Here is a 25,650-nt window from a genome sequence, read left to right on the forward strand (position 1 = left end):
AGGAGGAATTGATGGCCTTCGACGGCATCCCCCGCAAGGCCTTCGACTTCTACAAGGAGCTGGAGGCCGACAACACCCGCGAGCACTGGCACGCGCACAAGGCCGACTACGACAGCGCCGTGCGCGGACCGATGCAGGCGCTGCTGGAGGAGCTGGAAGAGGAGTTCGGGGCGGGCAAGCTGTTCAGGCCGCAGCGCGACACCCGGTTCAGCAAGGACAAGTCGCCGTACAAGACGAGCCAGAGCGCCACCGTGGGCGGCCAGGGCCCAGCGGGCTACTACCTGGAACTCGGTGCCGACGGCCTGTTCGTGGGCGCGGGTTTCCACGCCTTCTCCTCCGAGGGCGTCGCCGCCTACCGGGCGGCCGTCGACGACGACAAGTCGGGCCCCGAGGCGCAGAAGATCGTGGACCGGCTGCTCGACCAGGGGTTCTCCCTGGTCGGCGAACGGGTCAAGACCCAGCCCCGCGGCTACAAGGCCGACCACCCGCGCATCGAGCTGATCCGCTACAAGAACCTGGGCGCCGAGAAGCGCATTCCGAAGACCAAGGCGACCGGAGCGCAGGCCCTGCCCGCGGTCCGCGACGCTTGGCGCGACCTCCGTCCTCTGGTGGAATGGCTCTCCGCGCATACCGCGTCCTGAGGCCCCTGGATCGAGGGGGCGGCCCTCCCGGCGCGGGTGCCCTCTTCACGGGACGTGGTCATCTGGTCGGCCGGTGACGTGCGATGACGCCGGCGGCCAGCTCGGCACCCTGGAACGCGCCGGAGCGGACCCGGCCGGCCAGCGTGCCGGCGACGATCCGGTCGGCCAGCGCGGGCAGATGGCGGGCCAGGAAGAACTCGACGGCTCCCCGCCGGGTGGTCGGCAGGTCGCGGCGCGGGCGCCCGCGCAGGGCGGCGCGGAGCACGGTGCGGACGACGCCCTCCAGGGGCTCGTACCGGCTCATGCCCTCCAGCGAGAGTCCGGCGGCGGCCGTCGAGTCGTGGATGGGGCTCCGCACGGCGGACGGGTACACGCAGGTGACGTCGACATGTGTGCCGATCTCCAGGCGGAGCGCGTCCGCGTACGCCACCAGCGCCCGCTTGGACGCGCCGTACGCGGCCGCCAGCGGCAGCTGCATGATGGCCATCCGCGAAGAGACCATGACGACCCGGCCGCGGGAGGCGACGAGGGCGTCCACGCATGCGGCGGTCACCCGCCAGGTGCCGAGCAGGTTGACGTCGAGCTGGCGGCGGACCTCCGCGCCCGGGGGCAGCTCGGCGGGGGCGGGCCCGCCGATCCCGGCGTTGTTGATCAGCAGGTCGAGGCCGCCGAGCCGGTCGATCGCCTCGGCCACCGCGGCCGGGACGGCGTCGTCGTCGGTGATGTCGCAGGCCAGGACCGTGACCGGGTCGTCCTCGCGGGGCTCCAGGTCCAGGCCGACGACGCGGGCGCCGAGTTCGCTCAGCCGGGCGCAGATCGCCCGGCCGAACGTCCCGGACGCGCCGGTGACGAGGACGCGCATGCCGAGGGGATCGCGGCGGGTGCTCATACGAGGGTCTCCTTGGGAGTGAACGGGCGCGCGCCGCGGGCGAGGCGGGCGCGGCCGGCCGCGATCTCGCGGGGCAGGTCGGCGACGTACTGGTCGAAGTCGATGCGCATGTGGGGCCGGGCGTTCTCGCCCCAGCGATTGACGGCGGCGCGCAGGGCGCGGGCGACGGCGCGTTGCTGCTCGTGAGCCGGAGGCAGGGCATAGGAACCTGACAGGTACGCGGCGGCCAGTCTGGCCTGGGCCTCCACCACGGGAAGCGCCGCGCCCGTGGACTGCATCAGGCCGACGAACGCCAGGCTGGGGTCGGCCAGATGGAAGACCCGCTTGTAGAGCGGCAGCCCTTCCGGGGCGGGCCCCAGCCAGCGCGGGGACAGGAACGGGATGCTCACCCGGTAGCCGGTGGCCCACACGATCAGGTCGACGGGGTCGGCGGTCCCGTCGGTGAAGACGACCCGGTCTCCGTCGAGGCGGTCGATCCCGGGGCGCGCGGCCACCTCGCCGTGGGTGAGGCGGTGCAGGATCGTGTCGCTGATCGTGGGGTGGTTCTGGAACAGGCCGCCGGCGGGAGCCGGAAGGCCGTAGCTCTGCGGGGTGCCCACGGCCAGCCGCAGCATGGTCTCGGCGACGCGCTGGCGCAGTCGCCACGGCAGGGGGGCGAGGGCGCCGCCGGTCGCGTCCGACGGGCGGCCGAACAGGTACTTCGGGACGATGTGGACGCCTCGCCGGGCCGAGAGCAGCACCGGGCCTCGGGCCGTGTACGAGGCGTCCACGGCGATGTCCATGGCGGAGTTGCCCATCCCGACGACGAGCACCCGCTTGCCTTGGAAGACGTCGGCGGTGCGGTAGCCGTGGGCGTGCATCTGGACGCCGTCGAACGTCCCGGGATACATCGGCTCCGGGAAGCGCGGATCCCAGTTGTGGCCGTTGGCGACGACCACGGCGTCGTACCGTTCCACGTCCCCGGATTCGGTCGTGACCGTCCACGCTTCGCCGCGGTCGACACGGGTCACGGTGCTGCGGAAGCGGATGTGCTGCGTGAGCCCGAACCTTCCGGCATAGTCGGCCAGGTAGCCGGCGATGTGGTCGGCCGACGGGTAGTCGGGCCATGCCGCGGGCATCGGGAAGTCGGCGAACTCCGTGCGGCCCTTGCTCGTGTTCAGGTGCAGCGAAGCGTAAGCCGGGGAGAGCCCGCTGCTGTTGTCCCTGGCCCACAGCCCGCCGGGCCGGTCGCCCTTCTCGTACGCCACGGCCTCGCAGCCGGCGTCGAGGAGGGCCTTCAGGGTGGCGAGGCCTGCTGCTCCTGCGCCGATCACGGCGACGCGGCGGGGCGGGGCCATGGCGTTCCTCCTCGGGACGTTGTGGCGCTCACCAAACCGTAGGGTCTGCTCCACCGGCCTGGACATGGGCCACGGCACGCCGTTCCGGGCCGAGGTTGTGGGCCGCCACATGGCAAGGCAGCATGAGCGCCATGGACGCACCCGACGGCTGGTCGGCGGTGATCGACCTCATCGAGCGGGTCGTGGGCGAGGAGGACCTGCTGCCGTCGGTGATCGCCGGCGTTCGCACGACGGTGCGGGAGGTCGCGGCGCTGCCCCCGTCCGACATCGCCGGGCACACCCGCGCTCTCCTGGCCGCGGCGACCCGGGCGCTGGCGGCCCGGCGCGGCCCCACCGAGGCCGAGTTGTCCTTCGTGGAGGAGCTCGGCGTCACCCGCGCCCGGCAGGGCATACCGATCGAGGCGGTGCTCGCCGCCGTCCACGTCGCCGAACGCGCGATCTGGGCCCGGGCCCGGGAGATCGCCCGCGCCGAGGGGGTCGCCCCCGACCGGCTGCTGGACGCGCGGGAGCTGTACGACGACTGGGCCGAGGCCGTCCGGTCCCGGCTGATCACCTCCCACCGGACCACGCGGGCGGGCGCGGACCCGCGGCCGGGCGACCGGGACGCGGCGATCCTGCGGCGCCTGCTCCAGGGCGGCTCGGCGGCCGCTCTGGCCGTCGCCGAAGCGGGCCTGCCGGCCACCGGCGGGCTGTGGGTGCTCGTCGCCCGGCGCGACGACGCCGCCGTGGCGGAACGGGCCCTGCGGGAGCATCCGCCGGTCCTGTGCGCGGTGGTGAACGACCTGCTCGTCGGGGTGCTGCCCCGAACCCCTCCCCGCGCGCTGGCGGCCGCCGGGCTCGCGGCCGGGCTCGCCGGTCCCGCCGAGCCGGAGGAACTTGCGCCGGTGCGGCGCCTGGCCGTCGCCGCCCTGGCCGCCGCCGAGTCCGCCGGGCGGAGGGGAGTGGTCCACATCGCCGACGTGGCCGTGCTGGCCGCGCTCACGGAACGGGCGGACCTCGCCGCGGTGCTGCTCGACCACCACCTGCCCGCCTGGGCGGCGCTCGGGCCCAATGCCGAGCCGGTGGCGCATGCCGTCCTGGCCTGGCTGGAAAGCGACCGGGACGTCACCGCCGCGGCCGCGAGGCTGTTCGTGCACCCGAACACGGTGCGCAACCGGATCCAGCGCTTCGCCGAGGTGACCGGCGTCGACCCGTTCAGTACCTTCGGCGCCATGAACGCCTGGTGGCTCTGCCGCACCCGGCTCACCGACTCGACCTGACGCTCCCGGCGTCGCCCCAGGTCATTCGGCCGTTCGGGGTCGGGACCTCCGCCTCTATGCGGGCGCTCGAGCCGACCCGACGATGGAGGTGGGAACGGCGCGAGAGGGGGCCGTCGTGAGAACGAAGCAGTGGAGCTTAGGGATCTACATCAGCGAGGACGACCGGGAGACGCGCGCGCATGCGGTGCTGTTCAGCGGCGGCGACGAGCACACGGCCGGGGACGGCCGGGCACGCCGCAACCCGGTCGATCCCGAGGTGGCGGAGATCGGCGACGAACTCGCCGTGGCGCGGGCCCTGGCGGACCTGGCCGGCCGGCTGCACGGCACCGCCGACGAGGACATCGCCCGACTCACGGAAGGGAGAGCCGAGCCGCCGAAGGCCTGGTGACCGCTTCCGGCCGGGAGGACGGCCCGGGCGTTCGAGATCAGGAAGGAGAGCCCACTGGAGGCTGTGGTGCGATGCGACCGACTCAGCGTGAAGGCGGCCCGCGGGACGTGATCGACCCGGTGCTGCAATCCGCTCCCTACGCGGTCCTGACCCTCGACCCGTCGGGGGCCGTCGTCCAGCTCAACGACGCCGCGCGTCTGCTGCTGGGCGTACCGGCGGGGGCAGCGCCCGCCGACGTCGTTCCGGGATGGCTGCGCGACGCCCAGCGGTCACTCGACGGCCCTTCCCTGGCCGCACGAGCCGAACTCGCGGGGTCGGGAGCCGGCCGGCCGGGCCCGGACGCGGTCGCCTGCGGACCGATCGGCGACCGCGTGTTCGACGCCCATCCCGTGCCGGTGGACGGGGCGTGGGGGAGCCCGACGGCCTGGTGGCTCGTCGATGTCACCGAGCAGACGCGGCTGGCCAGGGAACTGGCGGTCGAGCGGGGACGGCAGGCCTTCCTCGCCGAGGCGTCCAGCAAGCTGCTGGCATCGCTCAACCCGGACCGGTGCATGGAGGTGACCGTGCGGCTCGCCGCCCGGCACCTGGCCGATGCGGCCGTGGTGATCGTCCCGCGCTCCGGGAGGCCGGGCCACCCCGTCGCCCGCTGCGGGCCCGACGGGCGGGTCGAGCGGGAGGAACTGGCGATCGACCCGGCGGAGGTCGTGGGTCTGGCCGACGCGATGCGGGCCTTTCCGCCGGTGCCTCCGCGTTGGATCGATCCCCGCACCGCTCCCGACTGGATCGCGCGCCCGGAGCTGGGGGAGCCCCGCGCGATGGTGGTGATCGCGCTTCCGGGCCACGGGGTCGCGGCCGGGGCGCTGATACTGATGCGCCGGTTCGCCCCCGAGGGGTTCTCGGAGGGGGAGGAGCGGACCACCCGCCTGTTCGCGAGCCGTGCCGGCGCGGCACTGTCGGCCGCCCGGCTCTACGCGGAGCAGGCGTCCATCACCGCCACGCTGATGCGCGACCTGCTGCCGCCGCGCACCCAGGAACTGGAGGGCGTGGAGCTGGCGGCGCGCTACCGGCCCTCCGGCGACGAGGACCTGGTCGGCGGCGACTTCTACGACGTGTACCCCGCCGACGCCTCCGACCCGGATGCCGAGTCGCTCGTGGTGGTGGGGGACGTGTGCGGCAAGGGCCTGGAGGCCGCGGTGCTCACCGGCAAGATCCGCAACACGCTGCGGGCCCTGCTGCCGATGGCGGCCGACCACCGGCGCGTGCTGGAGCTGCTCAACGGGACGCTGCTGCAGACCGACTCGACGAGGTTCGTCACGCTCGTGCTCGCCTCGGCCCGCAGGCAGGGCGAGCAGGTCCGGCTGCGGCTGACCAGCGCCGGTCACCCCACCCCGCTGATCGTCCGGACCGACGGGACGGTCGAACCGGCCCGGACCGGAGGCTCTCTGATCGGCGTCCTGGAGGACATCGACTCGACGACCGCGGAGGTGACGCTCGAACCCGGAGACTCCTGCCTGCTGTACACCGACGGGATCACCGAGGCCGTCGGCGGGCCGCTGGGCGAGGAGATGTTCGGCGAGGAGCGGCTGCGCGCCGAACTGCCCCCGTGCGGCGGCATGCCCCCGGAGGCACTGGTGGAGCGGGTGCACATGCTCGCCGCCGAATGGGTCGGACCCGGCCGGCACGACGACATGGCAGTGATCGCCATAACCGCCCCCCGCCCCGCCCGCCCCGCCACCACCTGAACGAGCGCTGCGGATCGCTTGCCGGTCAGGGGCGGGCGGGGCCGCGGTAGGGGAGTGTCTGGCTGTAGACGACGCTGGTGGTCGTGCTGCCGAAGCCGGCCAACTCGTCCATCAGTTGCTCCAGATGCGCCATGGAGGTCGCGGCCACCTTCAGCGTGTAGCAGTCGTCTCCGGTGGTGCGCAGGCACTCCAGGATCTCCCGGCGCTCGGCGAGCAGGCGGCGCAGCGGCTGGTGGTGGTTGCCGGGGTACTTCAGCCGGACCAGGGCCAGGACGGGGTAGCCGACCTTGGCCAGATCGACCGTCGCCTGGTAACCGGTGATGACGCCCTGCGCCTCCAGTTGCCGCACCCGTTCGGTGGTGGCCGACGCACTGAGGTTCACGCGCCGTCCCAGCTCGCTGAGGGAGATCCGCGCGTCCTGCTGCAGCTGGTCGATGATCGCCCAGTCGACGTCATCGAGATTCGCGGTCATTCCGCGACTTTACCGGTAGATCCCCGGGAAACCGTCGATATGGCCGGTAACAATCGGTTCCGTCCTGGTCGCGGGCCGGGATAGCCTCGCGGGATGCAACTCGGCGTGAACGTACCGAACTTTGGACCTGGAACCGATCCCGGTGTGCTGCGGGAGTGGGCCGGGGTCGTGGAGGGGCTCGGATTCGACCTGCTCATGATGTCGGATCACGTGGCCATCACCCCGGACGTGGCCGAGCAGTACCCGGAGCCGTTCTACGAGCCGTTCACCACGCTGTCCTGGATGGCCGGCATCACCACCAGGGTGCGGTTGGGCACGACCGTGCTCATATTGCCCTACCGGCATCCGCTCCTGGTCGCGCGCATGGCCGGCAACCTCCACGAGCTGAGCGGCGGCAGGCTTGTGCTCGGTGTGGGCGTCGGCTGGGCGCGCCAGGAGTTCGAGGCGCTCGACGTGCCGTTCGCCGAGCGCGGCAGGCTGATGGACGAATACCTGACGGTCCTGAGCGACGCCCTGCCCGCGGACGGTGGAGACGCCGGCCCCTCCGTGCCCATCTGGGTCGGCGGGAACAGCAACGTGGCGATCCGGCGCGCCATCCGCTTCGGCCACCCCTGGCATCCGCTGCGGAGGACCCTCCCGTGGCTTCGCTCGGCCTTGGCGGAGCACTCGCCGCCCGCGTTCGTGCCCCGCATCGTCCTGCAGCTGACCGCCAAGCCCGTCGAGGACGGGGAGCGGCTCGCCGGCGTCGGCACCATCGACCAGATCCTCGACGATCTCGACCAGCTCCGCTCGCTGGGCGCCGAGACCGTCGTCCTCGACCCCTTCGGCGGTGACCCGGAGGAAACTCGCAGGCCCGAAGAGGCCTGGAAGGCGCTCACCGCCGTGGCCACCCACTGGAGCACAAGATCATGATCACCCCTGCCGACGAAGGCTTCCTGCGGCGTGCGATCGCCATCGCGGCCCACGCCGTCACTGTGGGCGACGCACCGTACGGCTCCCTCCTGGCGGGCCCGGACGGGACGATCCTCGTCGAAGCCCACAACACGGTTAAGCGCGACAACGACATCAGCGCCCACCCGGAACTGAAGCTGGCCCGCTGGGCGGCCCGCGAACTCGACTCGCGCACCGCGGCGGACACCACCATGTACACCAGCTGCCAGCCCTGCGGCATGTGCACCGGCGGCATCGCCCGCTCGGGGCTCGGCCGGGTCGTCTACGCCCTCGCCACCGAGCAGCTCATCGAACTCAACCCGTCGGGAACCTGGCCGACGGTGCCGCAGCACGGCCCGGCCCTGTTCGACGAGGCACGCGTCCCCATCGAAGACTTCTACCGCCTCGGCTCCCCGATTCCACAAGCGCCGTCCACCCAAAAGTGAGGCGATAACACGACGAGCCCGCCCACGCCGCCCCGCCGGGCCTGGAACCCGGCGGGGCGGGGGCTTTCAGGCGCGGAGGAGGTCGGTGGTGAGGGTGTTCAGTTCTACGGCGCCGTCCTCGCCGACGACCACTGTGCCGCCGAGGTTGGCCAGGCGGCCGTTCAGGACGCAGTTCGGCTCGAACGCGAACGCCATCCCCGGGGCCAGGGGGAGGTCGCTGCCGATGGTGGGCACCTCGGTGAGCAGGCCGTAGTCCGCCGCCTCGGGCAGTTCGCGCAGGCCGCCGCCGAAGCCGCAGACGGTCCCGTAGGGGTCGAGGCCGTGGACGAGCGGGTGCACGTTCCAGCCTCCGGCGTCCTCCACGGGCTGCTTCATCGCGGCGACGACGTCGCCGAAGGTGGCGCCGGGCCGCGTCGCCGCCACCCCGGCGTCGTAGGAGGCGCGCGCCGCCTTGGCGGCCTGCTCGACGTCCGCGTGGACGTCGCCGACCGCGATGGCGACCTGGTGCTGGGACTCGCGCATCCCGTAGGAGCTGAACACCTCCGCCAGGATCACGTCGCCGTCCTCGATGACCCGCGGCGCCTGCGGCCGGTAGGACCACACCGGCGGACCCCAGCAGGCGAAGCCGGGCCCGGACTGGATCAGCATGCCCGGCGCGGCGACGCCGAGCCGGAATCCGGCGGCCATGCCCGCCGCGTACACGTCCGCCTCGGTCGCGCCGGGCCGTGCCGCCTCCAGCATCGCCGCCGCCATCGCCTCGCCGGCGTCCGCCGCGTGGCGGAGCGCGGCCAGCTCCTCCTCGGACTGGACGAGCGTCCGGAGCAGGAAGCTCAGCCAGACGGGCTTGAACGTCGCGTCCGGGAGCTGCTCCAGAACCGTCGACCACAGCCCGTGCGGCATGATCGGGTTGAAGTGGAACGGCGGGTACGGCTCCAAGCCGATCACGCCGATCGCCGCCCGCTCCAGGCCGTGCTCCTTGAGCACCTCGACCACGCCGGGCGCGTGCTTGGCGACGCGCATGTTGCGCGGCTCGGTCCAGCACGCCTCACCGCGGCGGCGGGCCTCGATGTGGTCGGCGATGTGCATCGGCGACCACACCAGCGAGATCGGGTCGGCGTCCCGGGGGAACACCACGATGGCGCCGGGCCGCTCGTTGGTGAAGTAGACGTCCGGTGCGAACGGCGCGGGACCGCTCGACTCGTGCTCGCCGTAGACCACGAGCGCCTCGACGCCCTCGGCGTCCATCAGCTCGCGCGCCAGCGCCCAGCGCCGGTCCCGCTCGGCGGTCGAATAGCCGGGAACTCCTGCGGTCATCGTGCTCTCCTCGCGTTGGCCTTCCTGCTGGTCAGAACGCTACGGAGCGGGAGATGCCGAGGAATCGGTCGAATTACCGGTACCTGGTTGGCGGGCACGCGCACGACCTCAGTACGTTCCTCCCATGATGGTCGGTCGTGAGGCGGAACAGGCCGTTCTCGACGGACTGCTCGACGAGGCCCGCGCAGGCCGCAGCGGCGCCCTGGTGCTGCGCGGCCAGCCGGGTATCGGCAAATCCGCGCTGCTGGAGTACGCCGTCGCGCGGGCGGACGGGCTGCGCGTCCTCCGCACCGCCGGGATCGAGTCCGAGGCGGAGCTGCCGTTCGCCGGGCTGCACCTGCTGCTCGGGCCCGTCCTCGACCGGGTCGACGTCCTCCCCGAACGGCAGGCCGCGGCGCTGCGCAGCGCGTTCGGGCTCGGTCCCGCCGGGCAGGACGGCCCGCTGCTCGTCGGGCTCGCGGTGCTGTCGCTGCTCGCCGACCTGGCCCCGCTGCTGTGCGTCGTGGACGACGCGCAGTGGCTCGACCAGGCGTCCGCCGAAGCGCTCACCTTCGCCGCACGGCGGGTCCAGCGCGAGGGCGTGGTACTGCTGTTCGCCGTCCGCGGCGGCGGCCGCACCCGCTTGGACGGGATGCGCGAGCTGCCGCTGTGGGGGCTGGACGGCCGGGCGTCCGCCGCGCTGATCGCCGAGCACGCCGCCGACCTCGCGGGGCACGTCCGGGACCGGGTCCTCGCCGAGTCCGAGGGCAACCCGCTGGCGATCATCGAGCTGCCCGCCGCGCTCACCCCCGAGCAGCGCGGCGGCGCGATACCGCCGCTGTCGTACAACCTCGGCGCTTTGCCGCTCACCGACCGCGTGCGCCGCGCGTTCGGCGCGCAGGCCGCCCGGCTGGACGAGGGGACCCGCACACTGCTGCTCGTCGCGGCCGTCGAGGAGGCCGGCGACCTCGACGTCGTGCTGCGTGCGGCGGGGGCTCTCGGCGCCCCGCCGTCCGCGCTGGAGCATGCCGAACGCTCGGGCCTGCTGTCGTTCACCGGGATGGCGGCCGCCTTCAAGCATCCGCTCGTGCGGGCGGCGGTCGTCCAGGAGGCGCCGCTGGCCCGCCGGCTGGCCGCGCACCGGGCGCTCGCCGAGGCGCTCGGCGAGCAGCACCCCGACCGCCGGGCCTGGCATCTCGCCGCGGCGGCGACCGGGCCGGACGAGCCGATCGCCGCCGGGCTGGCGGACACCGCCGAGCAGGCCGCGGCGCGGGGCGGGTACGCCGCGCAGACCGCCGCGCTGGAGCGCGCGGCCGAGCTCACCCCCGACCCGGCGCGGCAGGCCGGCCGGCTCGTCGGCGCGGCCGAGGCCGCGCTGCTGGCGGGCGACCTCGCGCGGGCGGCGCAGATCGCGCGCCGCGCGGGCCGGGCCACCGTCGACGCCGCGCTCACCGCACGCCTGGCCCACGTGCGGGCCGGAGTCGAGTTCGAGCGCGGGTCACCGCTCGCCGCCGCGGCGATCCTGCTCACGGGCGCCGACCCGATCGCGGACCGGCGGCCGGCCGAGGCCGCGCGGATGCTGGCGGAGGCCGTCCGGAACAGCTACTTCGGCGGCGATCCGGCACTCGCCCGCCGCGCCGCCGACCGGCTGCTCGACGTGGTCGGCGAAACTCCCGGCGCGGTGGCGCTCGGCGGTCTCGCCCGGCTCATGGCGGGCGACCCGGCCGAGGCGATGCCGCGCATGCGCGTCCTGCTCGCCGAGGCCGGGCGCGGCGGGGTGACCGGCACCGGGGAGCGGGTGATCGCCGGGGCGATGGGCATGCTGACCGGCGACGACGAGGCGGCACTGGCGATCTACGAGCCGCTCGTCGCGGACGCGCGCGACACCGGGCAGATCGGCTGGCTGCCGAACGCGCTGGAGCACCTGGCCGTGACGGAGATGTTCCTCGGCCGCCGCAGGGACGCCGTCGTGCACGCTGAAGAGGGCGTGCGGCTGGCCGAGAGCACCGGGCAACTGCACCGTGTCGACCATCTGCGCTGCGTGCTGGCCTGGGCGGCGGCGCTCGCCGGGGACGAGGACGCCTGCCGCTCCCTAGCCGAACCGGCCATCGCCCGCGCCCGGACGGCCGGGATCGCCCGCACCGCCGCCTGGGGCTCGATGGCGCTCGCCCTGCTCGACCTCGGCCACGGCCGGCACGCCCGCGCCCTCGACCGGCTGGAGGCGGCCTCCCGCGGAACCGGAGACGGCCCGCTCGGCCTGATGAACCTGGTCCACTTCGCGGGCGACCAGGTCGAGGCCGCCGTCCGCGCCGGGCAGCCGGAGCGGGCGGACGAGGCGCTCGCGCGGTTCGAGGGCTGGAGCGTCGCGTCGGAGCAGCCGTGGGCGGCGGGCGTCCTGCTCCGCTGCCGCGCGCTCCTGACCACGGTCGAGGACGCCGGACGGTACTTCGCCGAGGCGGTGCGGGCGCACGCCAAAGGCGGCCGGCCGTTCGAGCGGGCGCGGACCGAGCTCCTGTACGGCGAGTGGCTGCGCCGGGCCCAGCGCAAAGCCGAGGCGCGCTCGCTTCTGCGTCCGGCCCTGGAGACCTTCGAGGGGATGGGCGCGGCGCCGTGGGCCGAACGTGCCAGGGCCGAACTCCGGGCGACCGGCGAGGCGGGCACGAGCACCCGCGACGACTCCGCCCTCGACCGGCTCACCCCGCAGGAACTGCAGGTCGTCCGGCTGGCCGCCCAGGGCCTGTCCAACCGCGACATCGCGGCCCAGCTGTTCCTGAGCCCCCGCACCATCGGCCACCACCTGTACCGCGCCTACCCGAAACTGGGCGTCTCTTCCCGCAGCGAACTCCCCCGCCTAGGCCTCTAACCCCCCCGGGGACAAGCGATCGCCCAAGCTCGCTCCGTTCCACGCCACAGGAGTGAACGGCGAGCGAACGTTGCCCCTGGGCGACGCGCAGTTGCGAATTCTGTGAGGATCCGAGGCGCAGGTCGACGATATGGAAGCCGCCGTCGAGTTCGCGCACTCGAAGAAGGATTAAAGGCCTGCTTCGGAAGCACAATCCGGCTTCCACTCGATGGTCGCTCCTGCTATTCCCTCTTTGTTACTTGTTGGTAACTATCACTCTCAGTGGTGGCCCGCGATTATCGGCGTGAACTGTTTCGGCAAGGACGTGCAGGTCATGAGGTCGGGTTACCGAGAATCAAGTGATGTAGATCACAATTGCTTGATCGTTCCGACTCTTCCGCGCCGCGATTGGTCACGTTACGTTAAAGCGACTTTATTGGGGCTTTATGTGGGCGGGAGACCTCTGTGGCCTTTTTGGGTCGTTTTCTGGCGCAAAAGTCCAGGTCTCATCGTGTCCGAAGTCGGCCGTTCACCGTAGCCGCTGCGGCTACGGCGCTCGCTTTGGCGCTGCCGTTGTCGCTGGTGCCGCTTCCTGGCGCCGCCGCCCCCATTTCCGCAGCTCAGGCGAAGGAGGCGCCGCAGGCGGCGCCCTCTCAGGGTGAGGCGGTGACGACTGCGCTGAAGACGAAGCGACCCGTCACCGTCACCTCGATGACCGGCCCGCAACGCGAGGTGCGCGCCCTGCCGGACGGCCGCTTGGAAGCGACGATGAGCGCCCGCCCTGTCCGCACCCTGCGTGACGGGAAGTGGGTGCCGATCGACACCAAGTTGCGGCGGCGCGCCGATGGCATGCTCGCTCCAGGCGCGACAACCGTCGGTCTGGCGCTTTCCGGTGGAGGCGCAGGCCCGTTGGTGACGATGAGCCGAGCCGGGCGCGCCATGTCCCTGACCTGGCCACATGGCGCACTTCCGCCGCCGGTCGTGGATGGTGAAGCGGCGACCTATCAGAATGTCCTCCCGGACGTGGACTTGGTAGTGCGGGCCAAGCCCAGTGGGTTCAGTCACGTTCTGGTCGTCAAAACCCCAGCGGCTGCACGGGACCCGAGGCTGGCCACGGTCCAGATGGGCTTGAGAGCCGACCGGATGAATGCCGAGGCCGGCAAGGCCGGTGGTCTTCGGATGGTGGATCAGGCGGCGGGGGGGACGGTCTTCAAGGCCGCCGAGCCCATGATGTGGGACTCCTCAGGGAAGGGCGCCGGCGCCGGCGTCCGGAAGACTACTCGCGCCGAGCGCGCCCACGCCGCCGAGGCCCCGGCTGACAGTGTGAAGCGCGGCCGCATCAGGATGTCCGCAGGACGGGGGAAGCTGACCCTCGTCCCCGATGCGGGCCTGCTCACCGGGGCCGATACGACGTTTCCGCTGTACATCGACCCGGACTGGCAGGGGCCGGGGGAGTCGGCTGCGGTCATGGTGTCGACCAAGTACACCGACTCCTCCTGGGAGGACGAGGGGATGGGGTACTGCTCGGACGCCGACCCGTACATGGGCGGACAGTGTGGCGGCACCATCACCAAGCGGCTGTTCTACAAATTCGTCCTCCCCTCGGCCGTCATGCGGACCAACGTCTTGTGGGCGGAGTTCAAGCCGTACCAGACCGGCGCCTACAACTGCACCGCCGCCGCGGCACAGGTCTGGAAGACCAAGGGTGTCAGCGGTTCGACGAGTTGGGGGACGCAGGCCGCCTCCGGGTTCTGGCAGCGCAAGCTGGTGGAAAAGAGCTTCAACTACGGCAACGAGGGCGTCGGCTGCGCGAACAATACGGTGGTGCTGTCCAGCGAGACCCTCAAGACGGAGGTAGGCAACACGGCCAATGGCAGCGGCACTCTCTGGCTCGGCCTGAAGGCGACCAATGAGGGCAGCACCACGGGCTGGAAGAGATTCAACAACGATGCCGTTCTCCGCGTCCTGTACAACCTGCCGCCCAAGACTCCGACCAACGTTCACCTGGAGGGCGAGGGAGGCACTTACCCGTGCGGGACGAACGACGTGTCGTCCATGCCCCGCCTGCGGGTCTGGCCCACCATGGCCGCCAAGATCGCCGACCCGCAGGGCAGCGACCGCGTCCAGGCCGAGTTCATGATCGGTTGGGGCGACTCCAACGGAGCCGGCTTCTCCTGGAAGATCGGGGCTGCGCCGGCCCCTGACTCGACGCCCGTCTACTCCGGCGGCGGTAACTCCGGGCAGGTGTTCACCAAGGCCATGAGCGCCCTGGCGTCATCTCGTGGTATCCCGAAGAACGTCCCGCTCGCTTGGACCGTCCGAGGACACGACTTCAAGGACGGACTGGAGAACGACGACTGGCACAACTGGCTCGGCGCGGGTTACTGGGCCGACGCCCCGACCAATGTCGGTGGCTTGGGGCACAAGTGCTGGTTCGTCTACGACGACGCCAGCCCACCGCCGCCGATCGTCACGTCCGCCAAATACCCCGCCAACGCCATCGAGCACGACGGGGTGGGACAGCCCGGTGACTTCACCATCACCGCGGCACCCGGCAGTGAACCGATCGTGAAGTTCGGCTACCAGTTCACCCCGCCCGGCCGCCCGGCCGAACCGATCGCCTGGCTGACGCTCGGGCAGACGCCCGGCTGCACCACGACGGCCTGCACCTTTACCAAGACACCAGACGTTCGCGGCGACTGGAAGTTGAACGTGCACGCCGTCGACCGGGCCGGCCGCTCCGGTACCGCCCCCGACTACACCTTCCGTGTCCGCCGTATTGCCAGCGAAGAGGCGCATTGGAAACTCGACGATCCCGCCGGGACGGTCAAGCTCCGAGAGGAGATCGCAGCAAATAACACCTTCACTGCCGTCAACGTCAAGACCGGCAAATGCCTGAACGTCGAAGGCGGTCAATCGGCGCCCGGGACGCACATCATGCAGTGGGACTGCGACGGCGTCGACTGGGAACGCTGGAAACTCAACGAGGTCGACGCCAACACCTACACCTTTGTCAGCAAGATGAGCGACAAGTGCCTCGACATCGAAGGGACACCTGCGTCCACCGCCGACGGCGCTCATGCCATTCAGTCCGAGTGCGCGGAGGTGTCCAGCCAGCGGTTCCAGCGCGTCGAGCAGGCGGACGGCGTCTTCCTCCTCAAACCCACACATAGCAACAAGTGCCTGACCATCGATGGTGAATCGATGGACAACCGCGCGCATGTCCTCCAGCAGACCTGCACCGGCTCGCAGTGGGAGCAGTGGCGCCTCCTTTCGGTGAACGAGGCGAGCATGGTCGGAACCGACTACACGCTGGGTACTCCGGCGAGGGTCGGGTCGTCGTCGCTGAAGCTGAACGCCGACGCTGACCCCGCGACCACGGGCTACGCCGAGACCAAACTGCCCTTGTTGGATCCGACGAAGAACTATGCGATATCGGCGTGGGCGAAACTGGCGGCCAAGGGCGGTGTCTCCACCATCGCCTCCCAGGACGCCGACGTCGCAAGCTCGATGTACCTCCAGTACTCGCCCATCGACGATCGGTGGGCATTCTCCGGAGTGCTCGGAGACAAGACCGATGCGCCCGGGGTCAGAGCCCTGTCGGCGCAGCCCCCGGTAGTCGGGCAGTGGACGCACCTGGTCGGCGTCTACGACGCATCGGCCAAAACGATCGGCCTGTACGTCGATGGCAAGCTTGAACAGACCACGTCCTACGACGGGGACCAGTGGGCGGGCGTGAACCGCGGCGCCTTCGCGATCGGCCGCGCCAAGTACAACGGCGTCAAAACCGACTTCTTCCGGGGCGAGATCGATGATGTCCGGGTGTTCGACCGGGCCGTCACCGCCCAGGACGTCGCTGGGTGGTACCGCTCCACCGTCCAAGCCCGCTGGAGACTCTCGGCCGCCCCGACCAACGGAGTAGTTCCGGACGACTCCGGCGCCGGCCACGATCTCACCCTGTACGGCGGCGCTGAGATCAAGACCGATGGTGAGACCTGCAACCAACTCGACGGTGGCTGCCTGGTGCTCCACGGCGCCAACACCTCTGGCGTCGGCGAATGGGCCAGGACGGCGCTGCCCGTAGTCCGCACCGACGGAAGTTTCTCGGTCGCCGGCTGGGTGGACGCTGTGAAACCGACCGTCCCGATGACCGTCTTCTCATTGGCTGGAAACACCCAGAACGCCTTCACCGTGCGCTTCAACCCGAAGGCGGCCAAGAACCCGAACTGGGACCCCGACCGAGACGACCCCGCCGACGAATGGGTCGGCCGCTGGGAGATCGAGGCGTCCGTCACCGACGCCCTCGGAACCACCCGGGTCACCGCCTACCAGTCGCAGTCCTGCAACATCTGCACCGACTCCGGCCCTGATCACCTCGCGCTGGTCTACGACGCGGAGACCGACACGATGACCCTCTACGTCAACGGCAACACGAGTGCCGAATCGTCGAAGACCGGGGTCATCGGGTTCAACGCACCAGGCCCTGTGCAGATCGGCCGCCGCTTCGCCGATGGCAAGACCACCGACAACGACCCCAGCCGCGAGTACTTCGCCGGGCTTGTCCGCGACGTATGGCTGGTCAAGGGCGCCCTCGCCCCGCACGAGGTGCTGCCGTTGGCCAACCTTCAGCAGATCGACACCCCCTACGGAAACCCGCCTCTGCCTCAGTCCTACGACTGACGGCGGTGAGCGGGGCGAGGGCCTCCCTCTGGAGCCTGTCCCACGAATGGCCGACTTCCATTCTCCTGCTGACAACACCGGTGGCCCTAGGGATGAGGGCAGGCCTTGGAGGGCGTTGTGAGTAAGCGCGGTACCCGGATGCTGCTGGGAGGCCACGGCTGGGCGCGGTCGAAGATCGCGCTGGGCATGGCCGCCGTGCTGGCGCTCGGACTGGCGTCCCCGATGCCCGCGCGGGCCGAATCCGCGCCGCGGCGTCAGTTCAAGGACGCCAAGCCGGTCAAGGGCCGGGCGCTGGACGCGCGGCCGCGCAAGGCCGGGAACAAGCGCCTGACCACCAAGGCTTCCCCGGCTCCGAGCTGGCCGAAGGCCGGCACGGCGACCAGCAAGGTCCCCGGCAAGGGCCGCTGGGCCCGCGCCGGTGATCTCCCCGTCTGGGTCACCGCTCCGAGCGATGCGCCGCGCCTCGATTCGCGTCCGGGCTCCCGAGGTCTGCCGGCGGCCGAGCAGGTCCGGGTCCAGGTCGTCGACAGTAAAGTGAGCGACCGCGCCGGCGTCCAAGGCGTCATGATCTCGGTTGCCCGCACTGACACCGCGGCACCGGGACAGGTCGGGGTCGGGCTGAACTACGCGTCGTTCGCGTCGGCGTTCGGTGGTGCTTACGCCGACCGGCTCAAACTCGTGCAATACCCGGCGTGCGTCCTCACGACGCCGGAACGAGCCGAATGCCGGACGGCCACTCCGGTGGCGACGACCCACGACACCAAGAACCAGACGCTGATCGCGCAGGTGCGGGCCGAATCGGATCCAGCCGCGCGGCAGGCGTCACCGCAGCAGCCGACGGCCACGTCGGGGCCGACGGTGCTGGCCACGGCCGCGGGAACCGCCGGTGAGCAGGGAGATTTCAAGGCCACCAAGCTGTCGGCGTCGTCGACCTGGAACGTAAATCTCAACACGGGCGATTTCACCTGGTCCTACCCCATGCGGGTGCCGCCCGTGCCCGGCACCATGGCCCCTGAGGTGGCCATCAGCTACTCCTCGGGCAACATCGACGGCCTGACGTCGAACACCAACGCCCAGTCCTCATGGGTAGGGGATGGATTCGACCTGTGGCCAGGGTTCATTGAGCGCCGCTACAAAGCCTGTGAAGACGACGATGCGCCGAAGGACGAGTGGGGGTCTTCCCCGGGCGACCAGTGCTGGGGTTACGACAACGCCACGATGCAGCTGAACGGGCACGGAGGTGAGCTGGTCCCGGACGGGGCAGGGAAATGGCGGCTGAAGAACGATGACGGTACCCGCGTCGAGAGGCTGACCGGCAACGACGCCACAACCGGCAATGGCGACGACGACAACGAGTACTGGAAGGTCACCACCACCGACGGTACCGTCTACTACTTCGGCAAGCACCGGCTGGACAACTGGGCGAGCGGCAATCCGGAGACCAATTCCACCTGGACCGTCCCGGTGTTCGGAGACGATGCGAACGAGCCGTGCCACAAGGACGCGTTCAAGGATTCGTGGTGCCAGCAGGCGTGGCGATGGAACCTGGACTACGCGGTCGATCCCGACGGCAACGCGGTCACCTACTACTACGACAAGGAGATCAACCACTACGGCCGCAACCTCAAGCCCGAAGACGAGACGCCCTATGTCCGCGGCGGTGTGCTGAACCGGATCGAGTACGGACTGCGGTCGGACAACCTGTGGGCCAAGGCGCCGGCCCGTGTGGTGTTCAACAGCAAGGAACGGTGTCTGGACACCGACGCCAACTGCGACCCCTCCAAGATCGAGACCAATCCGAACCTGTGGCCGGACGTCCCCTACGACCTCAACTGCAAGTCCGGCACCGAGTGCAAGGACTTCAAGGGCACGGTCTCGCCGACCTTCTGGACGCGCAAGCGGCTGGAGTCGGTCAAGACCCAAGTGATCAAGGCGGACGGCACCTGGCGGGACGTCGACTCCTGGACGCTGACCCACAAGTGGGGCACCGCCGACTACGCGCGGGCACTGCTGGCCACCTCCATCCAGCACACCGGGCATGCCGCCAGCACCGCGGTCACGCTGCCCAAGGTGACGCTCGACTACGAGGAGCGCTACAACCGCGTCCGGGCCGGTGACACCGGCGGGCTCATGCGCTACCGGCTGGACTACGTCGCCGACGAGTCCGGCGGCGAACTGTCCGTCGCCTACAGCACCGCCCAATGCACGTCCGACGACCTGCCGACCCCGCAGACCAACACCAAGCGCTGCTTCCCGGTCTACTGGGCCCACGACGGTGACCTCAAACCCAGCCTGGACTGGTTCCACAAGTACGTCGTCACCCATGTGATCGCGCGTGACCGGACCGGCCACAGCGCCGACATGGTCACCAAGTACATCTACGACGATTCCAAGGGCGGCGCGTGGCATTACGACGATGACGACGGCCTGACACGGGAGAAGTACAAGACCTGGAGCCAGTGGCGCGGCTACGACAAGGTCAGCGTGCTGACCGGTTCCGACCTCGCCGACGGCATGGTCGCCCAGACCGACCATTACTTCCTGCGCGGAATGCACGGCGACCGCACTTCGACGACCGATCCTGACCAGAAGCGCACGGTCACCGTCGACAACGGCGACGGCGGTACCGTCACCGACCACGACGCCTTCGCCGGCCGGGAACTGCGCACCGTGCAGTTGGACAAGCCCGGCGGCCAGATCCTGCAGTGGGACCAGAATCTGCCGGTGCGATTCCAGACCGCGTCCAAGACGCGGTCCTGGGGCACGGTCACCGCCAACATCGTGGCCACCGAGTACGGCCGGACGTTCACCCCGACAGGACCGGGGACTTGGCGCAAGGCCGAGGTACGCACCAGTTACGACGCCGACACCGGGCGGGTCAACTGGGTGTCCGACAACGGGGACCTGGCGGTCGGCGACGATGACCGCTGCACCCGTTACACCTATGCGGACAACACCACCGCCTGGATACGCAACCAGGTCGCACAGGAGGAGGTCACCCGCGGCAGTTGCCTGTGGAGCGGGCTCGACCGTCGCATCCACGTGCTGTCGGGTACCCGCACCTACTACGACGGCACTGCGTCGGCGCCCAAGAGCGCCTTCAAGTCGATCAGCAAGGGCCGGGTCACCTACACCGAGCGGCTGGTGTCGCACGCTGCCGCCGACGGCTCCGACCCGACGTACCAGAAGCTGTCGGCCGTCACCGGCTTCGACGGGTACGGCCGCCCCACCGCTGTGTCGGACGCTCAGGACCACGTCACCACCACCGCCTACACCCAGACCCCCGGCGGAACGGCGCCCGGGCTGACCACCAAGATCGCGGTCACCAAGCCGGCCGTGACCAAGGAGGACGGCACCAGCCTGCAGCTGTCCACCAGCGCCACGTTGGACCCTGCCTGGGGCTCGCCGATCGTCAAGCTCGACGAGGCCGGCGGCAAGACCGACCTCTACTACGACGCGCTGGGCCGCACCATCAGAGTGTGGCTGCCGAACCGCAGCCGCACCGGCGGTGAGACCGCCAGCGCGGAGTACACCTACCAGATCGCCGAGAACGCGCCCGTCGTCGTCGGCACCCGTACCGTCACCAACAGCGGTGCCCTGGGCACCCCGTCCTATGCGATCTATGACGGGTTCCTCCGGGCCCGCCAGACCCAGGAGCCGGGGCAGAACGGCGGCCGGCTCATCACCGACACTCTCTACGACGGCCGGGGCCTGGTCGCCTTCACCTACAACGGCTATTACAACGATCAGGCCGGGCCCACCCCGAGCCTGTTCGGCCCGGAGATGCAAGGCCTGGTCCACAGTCAGACCCGGTACAGCTATGACGGTGCAGGCCGTAAGACCCGCGAGGCGCTGCTGGGCGGCGCTGGTGACGGCGCCGAGGTGTACGCCACCGCTTACGCCTACGGCAGCGACGCGCTCGGCACCTGGGTGAAGACGACCCCACCCAGCGGAGGGACACCCACCACCACCTACGCCGACGTCCGCGGCCGCACCATCGAGCTACGGCAGCACAACACCGCCACACCGGACGGCACCGACTACATCTCCACCAAGTACGAATACGATCCGGCAGACCGGAAGACCAAGATGGTCGGGCCGGGCGGCAAGACCTGGGAGTACCGCTACGACATCCGCGGCCGCCAGACCACCACCATCGACCCCGACCGCGGCACCACCACGGCCGCTTTCAACGACCTCGACCAGGTCGTGTCCACCACTGATTCGCGTGGTAACGCGGGCAAGGTCTTCCACGAATACGACGCGCTCGGCCGCAAGCTGCGTACTTATGCCGCCAACGGCGACGGGGACAAGGGCGACCTGATTGCGCTGTGGGGATATGACACCGTGCGAGCCGGCCAGCTCACCTTCGCCTCCCGCAAGGCGACCGGTGCCGACGGCAACACCTACGAGTACAAGATCCGCACGGATGACTACGACAACCTCAACCGGCCCAAGCGCACCACCATCACCGTCCCGAATGGCGCGGAGGGCGGCGGCCTGGACGGCAGCTACCAGTTCAACACCGCCTACAACCCGGACGGGACCGTCCAGTCGACGAGCCTGCCCGCGGCCGGCGACCTTCCGGCCGAAGTCCTCACCTACACCTATGACAACGAGAACCTCGGGCGGCCGCTCACGCTGACCGGGAACTCGCAGTACGTAACCGGCACCAGCTACACCAACATCAACCAGGTCCGCGGCTACGTACTGGCGGCCGGGGGCAAAGCAGTAAACGTCGGATACGACTACGACCCCGCCACCCGCCGACTGATCCACGCCACCGTCAGCCGTGAGGGCATCGACGGGTACGCCCGCGACGCCGGCTACACCTACGACGACGCCGGCAACGTCCGTCAGATCACCGATGTCACCGGGCATGCGTCCACCGGCGGCGTCACCACCGACACCCAGTGCTTCCGCTACGACCTCCAGCGGCGGCTCACCGACGCGTGGACGCAGAGCACCGCGACCTGCGCGGCCTCCGCCGCCACCGCCGAGATCGGCGGTCCCGCTCCGTACCGGAACGCCTACACCTACAACCCCGACGGCAACCGCACCACGGAGGAAAGCTGGGGAGCCGGGCCCGACGGCGGCGTCCGGCAAGAAACCCGCACCTACCGCTACCCCGGCGACGCCGGAGTCGACCCCGCCTACAAGGGACACCAACTCGCCGGCTACTCCCAGGAAGTCGACGGCACCAGCGACACGCAGAACTTCACCTACACCTACGACGCCGGTGGCAACACCACCCAGCGCACGGACGGCAGCAACACCCTCCAGTTCTCCTGGGACCAGCAGGGCGAGATCTCCAAGATCACGGACACCGCCCAAGGCAGTACGACGTTCGTCTACGACGCCGACGGAAACCGGCTCGTCCGTCGGGACAAGTCCGGCACCGTCCTCTACTTGCCGGGCATGGAACTCCGCCTCAGCAACGGCGCCGTCACCGCCACGCGCTACTACTCCTTCGGCCCCCAGGCCGTCGCCATGCGCACCGGCGCCGGCGTGACCCTCCTGGCCGGCGACCACCAGAACACCGCCCAACTGGCCATTCCCGCCGGTGACCCGTCCAAGCTCAACCAGCGCCGGTCCACACCCTTCGGCGAAGACCGCGGCGCCATTGTGGGCATCTGGCCCACCGCCATGGACAAGGGCTTCGTGGGCGGAACCAAGGACAACACCGGGCTCACCCACCTTGGGGCCCGCGAGTACGACCCCGCGACCGGACGGTTCATCTCCGTCGACCCAGTCCTGGACCCGGCCGACCCTCAGCAACTGAACGGCTACAGCTACGCCGACAACAACCCCGTCACGAGCGCCGACCCCTCCGGACTATGCCCGCCCGACCGCTGCGGGAAAGGGGTCATGAACGTCGGCCACAAGACCCCCGCCAAGGGAGGCGGCTGCGGCTTGGACTGCGGTGACCCATACCCGCAGTACAACTGGCCGGTCTGGCTGAACCCTCGCAAGGCGGCACGCGTCAGGCAGGCGCTCGCCATTACCAGCTGCAGACTGCAGGGCGGCTGCGGCGGAAGCCGCAACGTCCTGGAAGGACGCACCCACAACGACCCGCTCTTCCTCAAGTATGCGAGCTACGGACCGAGCGGCATCTGCGGAGCAGAGGACGTCATCTGCCAGGTCCAGAAAGAACTGATCGCTCAGGGCTTCTCCCCGGACATCGCGGACGATCTTGGGGACGACTACTGCTCCTTCCTGCATTGCAACTCGCCGCTCGAAGCCCTTGCCAGCGGCCGATCGATCGAGTGGCCCTGGGTCAAGGGCGCCAGCAACACAGAAATGCTCGAAAACGGCCTCATGCTCGGACGGGGACGAGGGAAAGGCGGCTGCAACAGCTTCGTCCCCGGCACCGAGGTCTTGATGGCGGACGGCAGTCGCAAAGCCATCGAAGACGTAGAGGTCGGCGATAAGGTGCTCGCCACCGATCCAAAGACCGGCAAGACGCGCGCGGAGCCCGTCGTGGACACGATCTTCGGCAAGGGCGAAAAGAACCTCGTCCAGATCACCATCGACACCACTGGACTCCGTCCCTTCTGGCCGGCAGACGAGGGGCTCAAGAAACCCGCCAGCCCGCTGCGTCCCAAGAGGGGCGTCATCATCGCCACCGACGCCCACCCCTTCTGGGTCGCCGGCAACCTCAACGAGTGGGTCAACGCTGGTGACCTCAAGCCGGGCATGTGGCTCCGCACCAACGCCGGCACCTACGTCCAGGTCACCGCGACCAAGCAGTGGACCGCCCACCACCAGCGCGTCCACAACCTCACCATCGTCGACCTCCACACGTATTATGTAGATGCAGGAACGACACCTGTCCTAGTTCACAACGCGGGCTGCTGGAGCATAAAGGGGCGTTTGCGGGCGGCGGGACCTGGAGATGAGTTCGGTCTTCCTAGTAAAGGGCGTATCAGATACCTCCCCCCGGAGGGATATAATCCGGCTAACCCTCTTCCTCGCGGACCTAGCAACGGCTACGTCGACCGTTTTGGTAATGAATGGACTGTTGGTCCGTCGCGAACTGAAGGCCACCCGTTCGAGTGGGATGTCCAGCTATCGCGCACTGGACGCGAAAAGATTGGATGGCTGTCTCGAGATGGCCGTCATGTGAACGTTGATCCACTGGGGGAGGTTACGCATCGGTGAGAGATATTAATTTCTATGACGTCGTCGCCGTGCTGAGGACGGCAGATGCTGTGGCCATGGGGGTGGACGACACTCGTGGTGTGGTTGTCGGTGTCTCTGGAGAGGGATGCGGGCGGAGGTATGCCGTCCTGATTGGGGATAGGACATTCATGTTGGGATCGTCGGACCTGGCCCCGACCGGGGAGCGGGTCGATCGCGAAGCCATCTATGCGGGGGAGGCTGTCGAGGTCCATCCTGAGCGTTACCCAAAGAGAACTTCCTCCGACAGGAAAGGCAAGGAACGGGAGTAGAAGGAGTTCGACGCCACTTCCATGCCGTCATGGCTTCCCGTAACCGGCATTGTGTTGGGGACTGATTTGCGACTGCCTAATGGAATCTTTTCGTTTTTGTCGCTAATATCTGGCAGGACCACACCGATTTTCGGATCGACGCTGCAATGGAGACGTTTGATTCGATGCGAAGAATCCTCTCATGTCGACAAAATGAGCGCCGATCCGTCGGTGACAAAATCACATAGCACTGCGCCGCTTCGTCCGGGCGCCGGAGGTATCGAGGCGAAGACCTGCACGGGCTGACCTTCGGATTCACTGCGTGGGTGTCCGCGCCCCGAGCTATTCCGGGCGCGGACACCTACGTCATTCCTGGGCCTCGTCCGGCAAATAAAAGTCCGCCAACCGCCTGCGCGGCGGCGCTCCGGCGAGCGCCTGGTCGCTGTGGCCGGAGTGGCGGCTAGGCAGTGGTTGCAAACGCAAGATCATTCGGCGCATACTCCGGATCTTGCTTCTCGGGTCCGCGGGGAGCTTCCTGTGCCGTGGGCGGCACACAGGTAGATTGGGCATCATGACCGCTCAGCCTGAGGAACCGACCGCGTCGCGGGATCCCGGAGAGGATCCGGCTGCGATCTTCGATGCGCTTCCGCCGTCGCATCGCGATCAGTTCCGGGCCGAGTACGACGAGGCGCTCGACGCCGCTCATGACCTGGCGCGGTTCAAGCAGGTGCAGACGTTGCTGCGTCACTGGCGCATGCGGGCCATCGCCTACGCCCGTCCCGGATACGAAGAGGCGGTCCAGGACGCTCTACAGGGACGGGAAGACACCTTCGTCCGCTATACCCCACCGGGCTGGGAAGGCCGGGTGTGACGTACCGCTTCGACGGCTTCCACGGACGCGCGCTGTACGAACTGAACGGACTCCCCGAAGAGGTCCGCAACGGCCCGCTCCTCGAACGCCTTCTACAGCTCCTCGAAGCTCCATGGGACGCGGTACCGGAACGGGCAGATCAGACAGCGGTCCGGCATGCCTTCTTCGGTGCCGGCGGCGAAGGCATGCTCACGCTCCTGGTGGATGACAAGGCGGAGACGCTGCGCATCCTCGACATCCTCTGGATGGGGTAGCGGCACGGCGTAGCCGCCGGTTCCTCCTCCACCTTCCGCCTCCGACCTGTCGTGACGTGTGCCTAGCGGCGGACGGGTGCGGTCAGGGGCTGCGCAGCCATCACGAAGTGATGCCCCGGGCCCCTTGACGGGTTCCGACCGCCGCCATCGGCCTTCAATCTCGGGCGGGACCATCC

General features: G+C 69.8%; 15 protein-coding genes. 11 read left to right on the forward strand and 4 right to left on the reverse strand.

The window, feature by feature from the left end; all coding sequences use genetic code 11:
- The first annotated feature begins 11 nt into the window (after positions 1-11).
- On the forward strand, positions 12-641 hold the full coding sequence (locus K4S16_RS24545) for a DUF2461 domain-containing protein (RefSeq protein ID WP_149261383.1): 630 nt from the start codon (positions 12-14) through the stop codon (positions 639-641).
- Positions 642-699: 58 nt separating this feature from the next.
- Here K4S16_RS24545 and K4S16_RS24550 read toward each other — a convergent pair whose 3' ends face one another.
- Positions 700-1,530, reverse strand: a complete 831-nt coding sequence (locus K4S16_RS24550) for an SDR family oxidoreductase (RefSeq protein ID WP_200842085.1) — start codon at positions 1,528-1,530, stop codon at positions 700-702.
- Positions 1,527-2,867: an NAD(P)/FAD-dependent oxidoreductase gene (locus K4S16_RS24555; protein ID WP_149261384.1), complete on the reverse strand. Its 1,341-nt coding sequence runs from the start codon at positions 2,865-2,867 to the stop codon at positions 1,527-1,529. The genes K4S16_RS24550 and K4S16_RS24555 overlap by 4 nt, the downstream gene beginning before the upstream one ends.
- Positions 2,868-2,998: 131 nt before the next feature.
- Here K4S16_RS24555 and K4S16_RS24560 point away from each other — a divergent pair, with 131 nt between their 5' ends.
- The 3 genes from K4S16_RS24560 to K4S16_RS24570 all read left to right on the forward strand — a co-directional run bounded on the left by K4S16_RS24560 (position 2,999) and on the right by K4S16_RS24570 (position 6,256).
- Positions 2,999-4,126, forward strand: a complete 1,128-nt coding sequence (locus K4S16_RS24560) for a helix-turn-helix domain-containing protein (protein ID WP_149261385.1) — start codon at positions 2,999-3,001, stop codon at positions 4,124-4,126.
- A gap of 115 nt (positions 4,127-4,241) precedes the next feature.
- Positions 4,242-4,514, forward strand: coding sequence for a DUF1876 domain-containing protein (locus tag K4S16_RS24565; protein WP_235037053.1), 273 nt, complete (start codon positions 4,242-4,244; stop codon positions 4,512-4,514).
- A 71-nt stretch (positions 4,515-4,585) separates the two neighbouring features.
- Entirely contained in the window at positions 4,586-6,256 is a 1,671-nt protein-coding gene (locus tag K4S16_RS24570; protein ID WP_149261387.1) for a GAF domain-containing SpoIIE family protein phosphatase, read from the forward strand.
- Positions 6,257-6,281: 25 nt separating this feature from the next.
- Here the strand turns inward: K4S16_RS24570 and K4S16_RS24575 are convergent, their stop codons facing one another.
- A complete protein-coding gene (locus K4S16_RS24575; RefSeq protein WP_149261388.1) occupies positions 6,282-6,728 on the reverse strand; it encodes an Lrp/AsnC family transcriptional regulator in 447 nt (148 codons plus the stop codon).
- 93 nt (positions 6,729-6,821) lie between these two features.
- Between K4S16_RS24575 and K4S16_RS24580 the strand changes: the two genes are divergently transcribed.
- Both K4S16_RS24580 and K4S16_RS24585 read left to right on the forward strand, forming a co-directional pair.
- Positions 6,822-7,640 (forward strand): LLM class flavin-dependent oxidoreductase, encoded by an 819-nt coding sequence (locus tag K4S16_RS24580; RefSeq protein ID WP_149261389.1) that lies wholly within the window; start codon positions 6,822-6,824, stop codon positions 7,638-7,640.
- A complete protein-coding gene (locus tag K4S16_RS24585; protein WP_149261390.1) occupies positions 7,637-8,104 on the forward strand; it encodes a nucleoside deaminase in 468 nt (155 codons plus the stop codon). The genes K4S16_RS24580 and K4S16_RS24585 overlap by 4 nt, the downstream gene beginning before the upstream one ends.
- 66 nt (positions 8,105-8,170) lie before the next feature.
- Here the strand turns inward: K4S16_RS24585 and K4S16_RS24590 are convergent, their stop codons facing one another.
- A complete protein-coding gene (locus K4S16_RS24590) occupies positions 8,171-9,418 on the reverse strand; it encodes a M24 family metallopeptidase (RefSeq protein WP_149261391.1) in 1,248 nt (415 codons plus the stop codon).
- A gap of 124 nt (positions 9,419-9,542) precedes the next feature.
- On the opposite strand from K4S16_RS24590, the gene K4S16_RS24595 reads away from it, so the two are divergent.
- The 5 genes from K4S16_RS24595 (at position 9,543) to K4S16_RS24620 (ending at position 25,474) form a co-directional block, all read left to right on the forward strand.
- Positions 9,543-12,260, forward strand: a complete 2,718-nt coding sequence (locus K4S16_RS24595) for an AAA family ATPase (RefSeq protein ID WP_149261392.1) — start codon at positions 9,543-9,545, stop codon at positions 12,258-12,260.
- 540 nt (positions 12,261-12,800) lie between these two features.
- Positions 12,801-16,919: a LamG-like jellyroll fold domain-containing protein gene (locus K4S16_RS24600; protein WP_149261393.1), complete on the forward strand. Its 4,119-nt coding sequence runs from the start codon at positions 12,801-12,803 to the stop codon at positions 16,917-16,919.
- Between the two features lie 138 nt (positions 16,920-17,057).
- Complete coding sequence (locus K4S16_RS24605) at positions 17,058-24,080, forward strand: polymorphic toxin type 17 domain-containing protein (protein ID WP_149261394.1); 7,023 nt, start codon at positions 17,058-17,060, stop codon at positions 24,078-24,080.
- 840 nt (positions 24,081-24,920) lie between these two features.
- Positions 24,921-25,220 (forward strand): DUF6247 family protein, encoded by a 300-nt coding sequence (locus tag K4S16_RS24615; RefSeq protein WP_149261396.1) that lies wholly within the window; start codon positions 24,921-24,923, stop codon positions 25,218-25,220.
- Positions 25,217-25,474: a hypothetical protein gene (locus K4S16_RS24620; protein WP_149261397.1), complete on the forward strand. Its 258-nt coding sequence runs from the start codon at positions 25,217-25,219 to the stop codon at positions 25,472-25,474. Before K4S16_RS24615 ends, K4S16_RS24620 begins: the two co-directional genes overlap by 4 nt.
- The last annotated feature ends 176 nt before the right edge of the window (positions 25,475-25,650 follow it).

Source organism: Actinomadura sp. K4S16, assembly GCF_008327685.1.
Taxonomy (GTDB): Bacteria; Actinomycetota; Actinomycetes; order Streptosporangiales; family Streptosporangiaceae; genus Spirillospora.

What these genes read in the sequence shown, in the direction of transcription:
- K4S16_RS24545 (WP_149261383.1), top strand. Translation starts at nt 12, where the DNA reads ATGGCCTTCGACGGCATCCCCCGCAAGGCCTTCGACTTCTACAAGGAG.
- K4S16_RS24550 (WP_200842085.1), bottom strand. Translation starts at nt 1,530, where the DNA reads ATGAGCACCCGCCGCGATCCCCTCGGCATGCGCGTCCTCGTCACCGGC.
- K4S16_RS24555 (WP_149261384.1), bottom strand. Translation starts at nt 2,867, where the DNA reads ATGGCCCCGCCCCGCCGCGTCGCCGTGATCGGCGCAGGAGCAGCAGGC.
- K4S16_RS24560 (WP_149261385.1), top strand. Translation starts at nt 2,999, where the DNA reads ATGGACGCACCCGACGGCTGGTCGGCGGTGATCGACCTCATCGAGCGG.
- K4S16_RS24570 (WP_149261387.1), top strand. Translation starts at nt 4,586, where the DNA reads ATGCGACCGACTCAGCGTGAAGGCGGCCCGCGGGACGTGATCGACCCG.
- K4S16_RS24575 (WP_149261388.1), bottom strand. Translation starts at nt 6,728, where the DNA reads ATGACCGCGAATCTCGATGACGTCGACTGGGCGATCATCGACCAGCTG.
- K4S16_RS24580 (WP_149261389.1), top strand. Translation starts at nt 6,822, where the DNA reads ATGCAACTCGGCGTGAACGTACCGAACTTTGGACCTGGAACCGATCCC.
- K4S16_RS24585 (WP_149261390.1), top strand. Translation starts at nt 7,637, where the DNA reads ATGATCACCCCTGCCGACGAAGGCTTCCTGCGGCGTGCGATCGCCATC.
- K4S16_RS24590 (WP_149261391.1), bottom strand. Translation starts at nt 9,418, where the DNA reads ATGACCGCAGGAGTTCCCGGCTATTCGACCGCCGAGCGGGACCGGCGC.
- K4S16_RS24595 (WP_149261392.1), top strand. Translation starts at nt 9,543, where the DNA reads ATGATGGTCGGTCGTGAGGCGGAACAGGCCGTTCTCGACGGACTGCTC.
- K4S16_RS24605 (WP_149261394.1), top strand. Translation starts at nt 17,058, where the DNA reads ATGCTGCTGGGAGGCCACGGCTGGGCGCGGTCGAAGATCGCGCTGGGC.
- K4S16_RS24615 (WP_149261396.1), top strand. Translation starts at nt 24,921, where the DNA reads ATGACCGCTCAGCCTGAGGAACCGACCGCGTCGCGGGATCCCGGAGAG.